We start from the raw sequence: 11074 nt of genomic DNA on the forward strand, positions 1-11074 counted from the left end.
GCTCAGTATCCGGGGTTCTGTTCCAGGCTCGAGTTGAGGCTCAACGTGCTCTGCGAGATCGGCCAGAGCAACAGGTGATCCTGGCCGGCCCGGTTCTGAAGGCTCGGGACGAGCTCGAACGCCTTGCCGAAGCGTACCAGATCCCACCAGCGCTTCCCCTCGAAGGCGAGCTCCAGCAGCCGCTCCCGTAGGATGGCTGCGTCGTTCTCCTCCTGACTGCCGCTGGTGAACCGGTGCTGCTGGAAGGCGTCGCCGTACGCCCGCTCCCGGACCATGTTGATCTCCGTGGACGGATCCTGGCCCAGCCCGTTCCTCGCCTCGGCGATCATCAGCAGCACGTCGGCGTAGCGGTACAGGATGACATCGTCGAGGAAGCGCCGGGCGCCCGCCTCCACGAAGCCCCTGAACTTGGTGACCGCCGAGGCATAGAAGGTCGAGTCTCCGTTTTCGTCGAGCGTGTACAGCTCGGCGAAGGTGGCGTCCTTGCGCGCGTCATCCTCACTGAACTGATCGCGCAGTACCTGGGAGGGAGCCCACCGGTTCAGCCCGCCTCCCACGCCAATGAGCTCCCTGGATTCGGGATCGACGTTGACGGGGATCTGGTCGTCGCGCAGGTACATGGAGTTGGCATACATCTCCGCCGACTCCAGATCCTGGAAGCGGACCGCCATCAGGATCTCCGCGTTGCCCTTGTTCTCGTAGCGGAAGATGTCGTCGAAGTCCTCGAGCAGTGCCACGTCGGCGTCCTGGACCTGCTGCAGGGCCTGCAACGCGGTGTTCAGGTCCGCGGCACCCCCACCCCCCCGCTTCGCCGTCCACAGGTAGACGTCTCCCTTGAGCGCGTTCACCGCCGCGCGCGACCACTGGCAGCGGCAGTCAGTGAATCCGTCGTCGGGGAAGAGCGCCAGCGCCTGCTCGAGGTCCGCCTTGATGAGGTCGAAGACCTGGCTCACCTCCGCGCGCTCGCGGAAGGCGCTCTGCTGGTCGTATCCCTCCGTGGGCTCCGTGACGATCGGAACGCCTCCCCAGGTGCGGGCCATGATGAAGTACACGTACGCCCGCATCGCATAGGCTTCCGCCAGGATCGCGTTCCTCTCGGCCTCGCTGCCGAACTCGACCTCGGGTACGTATTTGAGGATGAGGTTGGCGTCGTGGACGACGGTATAGAGTCGCAGCCAGTCGGGGCCGGCGCTGGTCGCGTCGAGGGTGTTCAGGAAGTAGCGCTCGCGCCCCTCGGAGGCCTGCAGCCCGTAGCTCAGCTCCTCGCTCCGCGCGCCTCCCCAGATGTAGAGGTTCTGGCTCGCCTGGTCGCGGAAGCGGGTGTACATGCCGTACAGCGCGCCCCGCGCGTCGTCGGAGGTCTTCCAGAATGAGTTGACGGTGATGATGCTGGTGGGATCCACGGCCAGTTCGTCCGTGCATCCCGCCGTGAGCAGAAGCCCGCAAGCCGCGAGTGCGGCAGTGATTGCGCGTTTCATCGGATGGCTCCGTTCAGAAGCGGCTGGTAGACGGTGCATCAGAACCCGAGGTCGAGACCGATGGCGAGATTACGCGGCAGCGGATAGCGGCCGCTGTCGGTCCCGCCGTCCTCGGGCAGCAGCCCCTTGTAGGCGGTGAAGTAGTGCAGGTTGCTACCGGCCAGGTAGATGCGCGCGTAGTCGACGCCCAGTCGCTCGAACCAGCTCGCCGGGGGACGATAGCTGAGGGTCACCTCACGCAGGGCGAGGTAATCGCCCTTCTCGTAGTAGTAGGAGGTCCCTCGATTGTCGCGGAAGATATTGTTCTGCGCGAGCTGGTCGGCCCAGTAGTAGCGTGGGATGTCCGTTTTGTCGCCCGGCTTCTGCCAGGAGCGGAGCACCTCCTTGGACATGCCGATGTCGCCCTGGGTCTGGCCGTTGAGCGCCAGGAGGGTCTGGTTGAAGATCGTGTGGCCGGTGGCGAAGTCCATCCGCACCAGCAGGTCCAGGTCCCCGTAGCCGAGTTGGGTGCTGAACCCGCCCGTCCATTTCGGGAAGATGTTGCCCACGTAGACCTGGTCGCGGGTGTCGATGATGCCGTTCTGATCGAGGTCCGCGAAGATCGCGTCGCCGGCTCGCTTGTGCTTGTCCTCGCGGGGGACGAGCATGTCCAGCGGCCCGGCGGCGGCCTCCTCGTCGGTCGAGTAGACGCCGAGCTGCTTGTAGATGTACAGGTCTCCCAGCCGCCCGCCCTCCTGCAGGCCACCTCTCCACACGTAGTCGCCCACGTCCGGGTCGTAGACCAGGATCCCACCGATCCGGTTGCGCTCGTTCCCGTTGTCCGGCAGGCGCAGGATCTTGTTCTGATTGGTCGCGGCGTTGAAGGCGACCGACCAGCGTAGCGGCGCACCGGGCGGCAACACGTCCACGCTCGCCTCCACCTCGTAGCCGCGATTCTCCAGTGACCCCAGGTTGGTGAGGATGCTGGAGAAGCCGGTGGACTGCGGCAGCGCCAGCGAGGTCAGCAGGTCGTCGGTGACGCGCCGGTAGTAGTCGAAGAGGACGGTGGCGCGGTCGTCGAAGAGCCCCAAGTCGAAGCCGACGTCGAAGGTCCGTGAGCGCTCCCAGCGCAGCTCCGGGTTGGCCATCCGGTTGTTCAGGATGGCGGCGTTGCCCGCGTACCTGGAGCCGACGTCGTACTCGCCCTGCGCGTGGAAATCGGAGAGGCCGCTGATGTTGCCGCTCGTGCCGTAGCTGGCCCGCAGCTTCAGCGTGGAGAAGGCGGGCGGCAGGTTCGCCCAGAAGCTCTCCTGGTGCAGGTTCCAGCCGGCCGAGATTCCGGGGAAGAATCCCCAGCGGTTGCTCTCTCCCAGGTTGGACGCACCGTCGTAGCGGGCGGTGAGGGAGAGCAGGTACTTCTGCGCAAAGTCGTAGTTGAGACGTCCGAAGAAGCCGATGATGACCTGGTCCGTCGCCGTGCTGGAGACGGAGGTCGGCTCGGAGGAGGCGTTCAGCGTCGGGATCAGGTCGGTGGAGGCGCCGCGGCCGGCGGCGGAGAGGCCATACAGCTTGCGATCGTAGTAAGAGGCGCCCCCCTTGATCTCGACATTATGACTGTCGCCGAACAGGTGATCGAAGGTGAGGACCGCGTCTGCCTGCCGCTGCCAGTGCGTGCTGTGCGACGCCGAGGCATCGCGCGAGTCGACGAACTGCGTGGGCGTGTTGAAGTAGGACATCTGGAAGCGGTTGTCGATGCCCTTGGTGGTGTAGAGCGCCACGGAGGGCTCGAGCGAGAGGCCCGGTACGATGTCCCAGATGCCCCGCAGACCCAGGCTGAAGCGGTCGAAGCTGTTCTTCGCCTTGGTCCGGCCCAGGTGGTACAGCGGGTTGCCGATGCTACGGTTCTGACCCGGCGCGAGGGTGCCGTCCTCATAGTACAGCTTGGCGGTGGGCGGCAGCGCCAGCGCGCGCTGGAAGATCTCGAAGTCGCTGAAGACGCGGTTATCACTCGAGTTGCTGAACCCCAGGTCGCCGTAGAGGGTGAGGTTGTCACGGGCGCGGACCCGCCCGCCCATGTCGAGGGTGAGGCGCTCGTACCCGGTGGTGATCGCCACCCCTTCATCCTTCAGGTAACCCACCCCGAAGTTGTATCCCACGCTCTCGGTCCCGCCGGCGACGGAGAGGTAGTGGTTCTGGGTCAGGGCGTCCTGGAAGAGCACGTCCTGCCAGTCCGTCTCCTTGAAGATGATGGTCTTCGAGGGGTCGAGCGGGTCGGGCATGCTCTCCCACCCCTCGTTCAGCTTGTGCTCGTTCTCGGGGGTGAGATACTGGGGAGTGAAGGCGGTGCGGTTACTCAGGTCGTTGCCGACGCCGGAGCCCGTAGGCAGGTCGAGCCGCGAGCGCCGCGAGGGATCCAGCTCCGCGGTCGCCGCGATGCCCAGGCGGTTGAAGTAGATGTAGTCGCGGGCGGAGGCGAGCGGCAGACGCTTCGCCAGTCCCGAGAACTGGAAGCTGGTCGAGTAGTTGATGCTCGGCTCGCCCTGGCCCTGCTTGGTCGTGACGATCACCACGCCGTTGGAGGCGCGGGCGCCGTAGATGGCGGTCGCCGCGGCGTCCTTGAGCACCTGGACGCTCTCGATGTCCAGCGGATTGAGGTCGTTGATGTTCGGCCGGATGATCCCGTCGACGATGTAGAGGGGAGTCGATCCGTTGGGGTTGTTGATGGAGGTGCCGCCGCGCAGGACGATGCGGGGTGCCTCTCCCGGCTGCCCGGTGGTGGACTGCACACGCAGCCCAGGGATCGTGCCCTTCAGTGCCGACGCGGGTGTGGCGTAAGGGATGTTCCGCAGCGTGGTGGTATCCAGCTTGGAGACCGAGGTGGTCAAGGTCGCGCGGCTCTGTTCACCGTAACCGACCACCACCAGTTCCTCGAGCTGGGTGACGTGGGGTGCCAGCACCACCTGCAGCATGGTGCGGCCTTCCAGGGCGACCGACTGCTCCTGGTAGCCGACGCGACGGAAGACCAGCGTGGCGTCGGGCGCCGTAGTGAGGCTGAAACGGCCCAGACTGTCAGTCAGAGCGGTGGTGGCGGTTCCCTGAACCGTGATGGTGACCTCGGCAAGGGGCTCGCCGGTCGCGGCTGACGTTACCGTTCCGGCGACGTTCTGCTGTGCCCGCGCCGGCAGCACGAGGGTGAGGAGCAGTACCGGCACCGGGCACGTCGCACGAAGCAGAGCTCTCATAGTCGACCTCCGCTGAGCATCTCCCGGGAGACCAGGAGAGGGAGAGTGAATGGACGACCGAATTCAGTGCATTATGTCCAACATATAATACGCCTGAGGGCGCTGGCGTCCCGATTTGAGGCGCTCAGAGCACCCGCCGAAAGTGGTTCTCCAGGTGTATCCGCATTCCCTCGCGGAAGCGCTCGGGGGAGCCGCTGCGAAGGATCTCCACCAGCTCGTGGTGGGTGACGAAAGGGGCGTCCGCCGGGCCGGGTTGCTCCAGCATGCCGCTGCGATGGACATAGCCGAAGACTGGCAGCAGCAGCGATTGAAAGCGTTGCAGTGTGCGGTTGCCTGAGATCTCGTAGAGCTTACCGTGGAAGCGGACCTCGAACTCCTGGTCGAAGACCGCGCTCGAGCCCTCCTTTTCCTCCGCGACGATGTTTTCGAGCTCCTCCAGCTGCGCGGGGGTCATGCGCGCGAACAGGAAGTCGGCCATGCCGACCTCGAGCACCAGGCGGATCTCGAAGATGTCGCGCAGCGTGTCCTCGTCGAGGATCTGCGGGTGGAGCATGCGCTCCAGCGGCGTGAGCACGTCCGGATGGGTGATGACGCTGCCCTTGCGCTTCACCGATTCGACCAGTCCTATGGCGCGGAGCCGCGTGAGCGCTTCGCGCACCACCGTGCGGCTGACGCCGAAGGCCTCGGCGAGCTCGACCTCCTTGGGCAGCGGATCCCCCGGCTTGAGGTCGTTGCTGGCGAGGAGCTTCAGGAGCGCCAGCTCCACCTCGTCCACCCGCGAGAGGTTGGCGAGCGGCTTGATGCGATCGCGAAGGGAAGGCGGCATGCGGCCAGACGAATGGTGCTCAGAAAGGAGTGCGTTATGTACTACATAATACGCTGCCTCGCTGGCGTCAAGGCTGTCGTACGGTTGGGCGCCCTCGTAGCGTGCCTCGGTGCGGTAGTGGCCTGCCCACTCCGGGCGCAGGAGATCCCCTGGGTGGCCAATGGAGGTGACGTACAGGGCACGCGCTTTTCACGCGCCGCGGTCATCAGCCCTGAGAACGTCTCCCGTCTGGAGCACGCCTGGACCTATCACACCGGCGAGCTCGATCCGCGGTATGAGACGGCCAAGCCGGCCGCCCTGGAGGCGACGCCCCTGGTCAGCGAGGGCGTCATGTACATCGGGACGCCGCTGGGGCGGGTGATCGCGCTCGACGCGGCCACCGGAGAAGAGCTCTGGGTCTTCGATCCGGAGATCCGACGCGACATCGAATACGGAGATTTCGCCAGCCGCGGCGTGTCGTTGTGGGTCGATCCGCAGGCGGTGCCAGATGCGGCCTGCCGCCGCACCATCTTCATGGCCAACGCCCAGTCCCAGCTCTGGGCGCTGGACGCCGCTACTGGCGAACCGTGCGAACGATTTGGAGAGGGCGGGATGGTGGACCTGCTGCGCGGCCTGCGCATCCCTCCCAAGGAGCCGCACGCCTACACGGTCACCTCGCCGCCCGCGGTGGTGCACGGTCTGGTGATCACCGGGTCTTCGGTGGGTGACAATACCTGGCCGGACCTGCCCAGCGGCGAGGTGCGCGCTTTCGATGCGCGCACCGGGGAGCTGCGCTGGAGCTGGGATCCGATCCCGCAGGACCCTGCCGACCCGGCCTACGACGAGTGGGGAGGGGCCATGGCGCACCGCACCGGCGCGGCCAATGCCTGGTCGATTCTCGTTGCCGATCCAGAGCGGGACCTGGTCTTCATTCCCACCGGCAGCGCCGCGCCCGACTATTACGGTGCGCTCAGGCTCGGCGACAACCGCTACGCCAACTCCGTGGTTGCGCTGCGAGCCAGCACCGGGGAGCTCGTCTGGTCCTTCCAGACCGTGCACCACGATCTCTGGGACTACGACAACGCGGCGCCGCCGGCGCTCGTCACCGTGCGGCGTGACGGTGCGGAAATCCCGGCGGTCGCCGCGGCGACCAAGACGGGAATGCTCTTCATCCTGCACCGCGAGACGGGCGAGCCGCTCTACCCGGTGGAGGAGCGTCCCGTCCCCGCCAGCCGGATCCCGGGGGAGCAGGCCTCGACGACGCAGCCGTTCACTACGGGGATCGCGCCGCTGAGTCCCCACTCGCTGACGCTGCAGGAGGTATGGGGTGCGAACGAGGGGGACCGCGATGCGTGCCGCGCCATGATCGAGCCCCTGCGTAACGAGGGCATCTTCACCCCGCCGGATCTGCAGGGAACGCTGGTGATCCCGTCCAACGTGGGTGGCGCGCACTGGGGAGGACTGGCCTGGCATCCGGAGCGGCGGATCGCCGTCGTTCCGGTCAACCGGGTCGCCGCCGAGGTGCAGCTCCTGCCGCGGGATTCGGTGGACCTCTCGAACGCGGTGGCGGAGAGCGACCGGCTGGGCCTCGGCTACGAGTACAATCCAATGCACGGGACGCCGTACGTGATGCGGCGCCGGATCCTGCTCTCACCCGGCGGGCTCCCCTGCTCGCCTCCGCCCTTCGGGACGCTGGTGGCGATCGACCTCGATACCGGGGAGCGGGTCTGGGAGGTGCCGCTCGGCTCGGTCGAGGCGCTGGTGCCTGAAGGAACCGAGCTGCCGCCGACCTGGGGCTCGGTGGGGCTGGGCGGGCCGATCGTGACAGCGACGGGGGTCGTATTCATCGGCGCGTCGCTCGATCGGTCGTTGAAGGCGTATGACCTGGGAACGGGTGAGCTATTGTGGCGCGGCGAGCTCCCCTCGAGCGCGCGCTCCACGCCGATGACCTATCAGCTCGACGGAACGCAGTATGTGGCGATTGCGGCGGGAGGGGGTGAGGTGTTTGGAGAGGGGGACGCGATCGTGGTGTTCAAGCTCAGTCCGTGACGACTTTTGGAACGGCAGAAGGCGCAGAGTAGGAATGGCGCAATTCGTAATTCGTAATTCGTAATTCGTAATTCATAATTCGTAATTCCCAGCCCCTCTGCGGTCTCGGTGTCATCCTCCGCGGCCTCTGTGTTCCCGTCTAAGCGGTAGGCAGGATGTCTATTCGTACCGCAGCGCGTCGATCGGCGCCAGCCGCGCCGCGCGCTGCGCCGGCCACAGACCGAAGAAGATCCCCACCCCGGCGGAAAAGAGGAGCGCCACCAGGACAGCCTCCGGCGACACCACCATACTCCAGCCGGCCATCCGCTCCAGCATGGACGACCCGCCGTAACCCAATGCCACCCCCAGGGCGCCGCCGGCCAGGCAGAGCACCAGGGCTTCCATCAGGAACTGGAGGAGAATGTCCCGCTCCCTCGCCCCCAGCGACTTCCTCAACCCGATCTCTCGTGTGCGCTCGGTCACCGACACCAGCATGATGTTCATGATGCCGATCCCCCCCACCAGCAGGGAGATGGCGGCTACCCCGGCCAGCAGGAAGGAAAAGGTGCGGTTGGTCTCCTCGATGGTGGCCATCAGCGAGGCCTGGTCGTGAACGTTGAAGTCCGCCTCCTCTCCCGGCCGCAGCCGGTGCTCGCGTCGCAGAATGCGATGGATCTCCGCCATCGTGGCGAGCATGGCCTGCTCGCTGGGGGCCTGGACGGCGATGGTGCGCAGCCGGTCGCTCCCCATCACCCGCATCTCCGCCGTCGACAGGGGGATGTAGACGTTCTCGTCGGTGTTGAACGGCCCGGGAGCTCCCTTCTCGGCGAGCACGCCCACCACCTCGAAGGACATTCCCTGAATCCGGATCTTTTCGCCGATCAACGCCGTGGGCGATGAGAGCCCCAATCGCCCCGCGACCAAGGCGCCCACCACGGCCACCCGCCGACGCCCTCTCTCCTCGGCTTCGCTGAAGAATCTCCCCGCGTACAGCTTGTGGTTGTTGACGCTGAAGTTGGTCGGCCAGGTCCCCACCACCGCCAGGTTGGCGTTGTCACTGCCGTGTTCGACCTGGAAGAGATCCTCCATTTCCGGGGCAACACCCCGAATGAGCCCGCCGGCCTGCCGCAACGCCTCCGCGTCCTCGACCGTCAGTCTCCCCACCCCGATGTCGACGCCCAGGATCAGGTTGGGACCGGGGCGCACCGTGAGCACGTTGGCTCCCATTGCCCGCAGCTGATCCGCGACCCTGCGCTGCGCTCCTTCTCCCAGAGCGACCATGGTGATGACGGCCGCGATGCCGATGATCACACCCAGCATGGTGAGCAGCGAGCGCATCTTGTTCGCCGCCACCGCGTCCAGGGAAACGCGAATGGTCTCCATGATCCCCATGTCAGCCTCCGCCGCCCGGGATGCGCCCGCCTCCCAGCACGCCGCCGGTCGGGCGGCGACGCTCCGACTCCTGCTGCTGCGCCTGCATGAGCTGCGGACCGGTGACGTCGAGCACCGTCTCTCCCTCCCCCAGTCCCGCGACGACCTCGGTGTACTCCCAATCGCTCGCGCCCACCGCCACCCGTCGCGGCTCGGGTCCCTGAGCCCCCTGCACGAAGACCACGGCCGGCCGCACCCCCTCGGCCGCGATGTGGACATCCCCATTGCCGCTGCCCGAGTCGGACGCCGCGGGTGCCAGCGCCGCGATCACCTCTGCGGGCGGCGCAAGCCCCTGCATGACGCTCGGATCCAGTCCCAGTGCGGCGGCCGCGGCGGCCGCGTCGCGCGGCAGAACCACCGCCCCGTTGGGCACCACGAGGGCATTGCGGCGCACGCTGATCTCGACCGAGACCTCCGCGTTCATCCCCGGCTTCAGCAGCCCCTGCGGATTGGGCAGGTGCACCAGCACCGGGAAGGTGGTCACGTTCTGCTGCACCACCGCCTGCGGCTCGATCTTGTAGACTTCCCCCCGGAAGACTCTCCCCGGGTAGGCCTCCACCGTGACCTCCGCACCCTGGCCCGGGCGGATCTGCCCGATGTCCGATTCGTCCACCAGCGTGCGCACCTGCATCTCCGAGAGGTCGGCCATGGTGAAGAGCAGGGTGCCTCCCGAAATGTTGTTGGTGGCGGAGGAGATGATCTGGCCCGGTTCGATGCTGTCGGTGAGGATGGTTCCGGCGATGGGCGCGCGGATGATCACGTCGTTTCGCTGCTCTCGAGCGAGCTGCAGGTTAGTCCGCGCCCGCACCACGGCGGCACTCGCGGTGGCGGCGGCCTGCAGGGCTGTCTCGTACTCCTGCTCGGTGATCACCTTCTTCCGGTACAGCGCCTCCATGCGTGCCCGGTTGGCTTCGGTGGTGCGCGCCTGGACCTCGGCCGACTCGAGGTCGGCGATCGCCTGGTCGAGCGCGTTCTGGACGTCGCGCGGATCGATCTCGGCCAGGAGCTGCCCCTGCTCCACCCGGTCTCCGGTCTCGACGTGAACGCGGAGCACCTCGCCAGACGCCCGGGATTTCACCTCTACCGTGCGGATCGGCTCGACGGCGCCCGGCGCCTCGGCGAGCACCTCCAGGTCCGTGCGCTGAGCGGGAACTGCCACCGGCTGGGCCGCGCCTTCCCGGGCCGGCTCGCGGGGGCTGGCCGACACGGCGAAGATCGCCACCCCGAAGCAAACGGCCGTTCCGCCGATCAGAATCACACCCCTCCTGGTCATCGTCGTCTATCTCCCGCCACGCTGGAGTGGGATGGGTATGTGGGAATGCGATGGCGCGACAGCGGTCCTCGAGAGGCGTACGCGCCGGCCCAGCGTGCGACTCGGGGTCGGCTGCTGGTGCGATGCGAATGCATGGGGCTTTCGGTAAGATGCGGATGCAGAGGCATGCCGGAGAGATACCGGCGCAGCCTCGGGCCCGTGACGGCCACTGGCGGTCGATCGCCGTGAGTAATTCCGCGATTGCATCCTCAGATCGACGGTCGGGTCGTCACATCTGGGAGGGCAGCCGCGCTTCATCGCCCGCGGGCGGAGCTCGAAGTGCCAGGGCTCGTTCGCGTAGACCCGGCATAGCCCGTATCTGGCGCCGTGCTCCGAGAGCCATGCGGCGGCATTGGCCGGTCCGATGTCGACGGCGTCGCCGGACACGTGCGCTGATGCCTCGGGCGTGGCGACCCAGCGGGCGGCCTCCTCTTCGGATCCGTACCTGGCGACGGCCTCGTCGAGCAGGTGCTCTTGATATTCCGGAGAGCGCCAGCCGCTGTTGACGAAGATATCGGCGCCGTCCGCCTCGGCGAACGGGCGAGGGGGCCGCCCACGACCGACATCGAGAGGAGGGTTGCCCTGCGGCCGCCCGGGGTGAGAGCGCGTCGGGCGGATCGACTCGCTGCCGCGGATGTTCGACGACACCCTCGGCGCCAATGAGGGCGCCAGGGAGGTCGCCGGCCTCGGTGAGGACGACGATGCCGGTGAGGACGATGACGGCGGCGTGGATGACGACCCCGCCAGAGACGAGTACCCGAAAGCTGCGGCGGCTGCGGCGATGACGACGATCAAACCG

General features: G+C 67.0%; 6 protein-coding genes. 1 reads left to right on the top strand and 5 read right to left on the bottom strand.

The annotated features are described in order from the left end of the window. Window positions 1–2: 2 nt before the first annotated feature. From VF167_14825 to VF167_14835, 3 genes are all read right to left on the bottom strand, one after another. On the bottom strand, window positions 3–1478 hold the full coding sequence (locus tag VF167_14825) for a RagB/SusD family nutrient uptake outer membrane protein (protein HEX6926693.1): 1476 nt from the start codon (window positions 1476–1478) through the stop codon (window positions 3–5). Window positions 1479–1516: 38 nt separating this feature from the next. Further along, window positions 1517–4699 carry a TonB-dependent receptor gene (locus tag VF167_14830; protein ID HEX6926694.1) on the bottom strand — a complete coding sequence of 1061 codons (3183 nt, stop codon included), beginning with the start codon at window positions 4697–4699 and terminating at the stop codon, window positions 1517–1519. A 124-nt stretch (window positions 4700–4823) separates the two neighbouring features. After that, window positions 4824–5525, bottom strand: a complete 702-nt coding sequence (locus VF167_14835) for a FadR/GntR family transcriptional regulator (GenBank protein ID HEX6926695.1) — start codon at window positions 5523–5525, stop codon at window positions 4824–4826. A gap of 117 nt (window positions 5526–5642) precedes the next feature. Here VF167_14835 and VF167_14840 point away from each other — a divergent pair, with 117 nt between their 5' ends. Next, a complete protein-coding gene (locus tag VF167_14840; protein HEX6926696.1) occupies window positions 5643–7553 on the top strand; it encodes a pyrroloquinoline quinone-dependent dehydrogenase in 1911 nt (636 codons plus the stop codon). 159 nt (window positions 7554–7712) lie between these two features. Here VF167_14840 and VF167_14845 read toward each other — a convergent pair whose 3' ends face one another. Both VF167_14845 and VF167_14850 read right to left on the bottom strand, forming a co-directional pair. After that, a complete protein-coding gene (locus VF167_14845; protein HEX6926697.1) occupies window positions 7713–8924 on the bottom strand; it encodes an ABC transporter permease in 1212 nt (403 codons plus the stop codon). A gap of 1 nt (window position 8925) precedes the next feature. Beyond that, window positions 8926–10236, bottom strand: coding sequence for an efflux RND transporter periplasmic adaptor subunit (locus tag VF167_14850; GenBank protein HEX6926698.1), 1311 nt, complete (start codon window positions 10234–10236; stop codon window positions 8926–8928). Between the last annotated feature and the right edge of the window lie 838 nt (window positions 10237–11074).

It is taken from the genome of Longimicrobiaceae bacterium, assembly GCA_036375715.1.
Taxonomy (GTDB): Bacteria; Gemmatimonadota; Gemmatimonadetes; order Longimicrobiales; family Longimicrobiaceae; genus DASVBS01.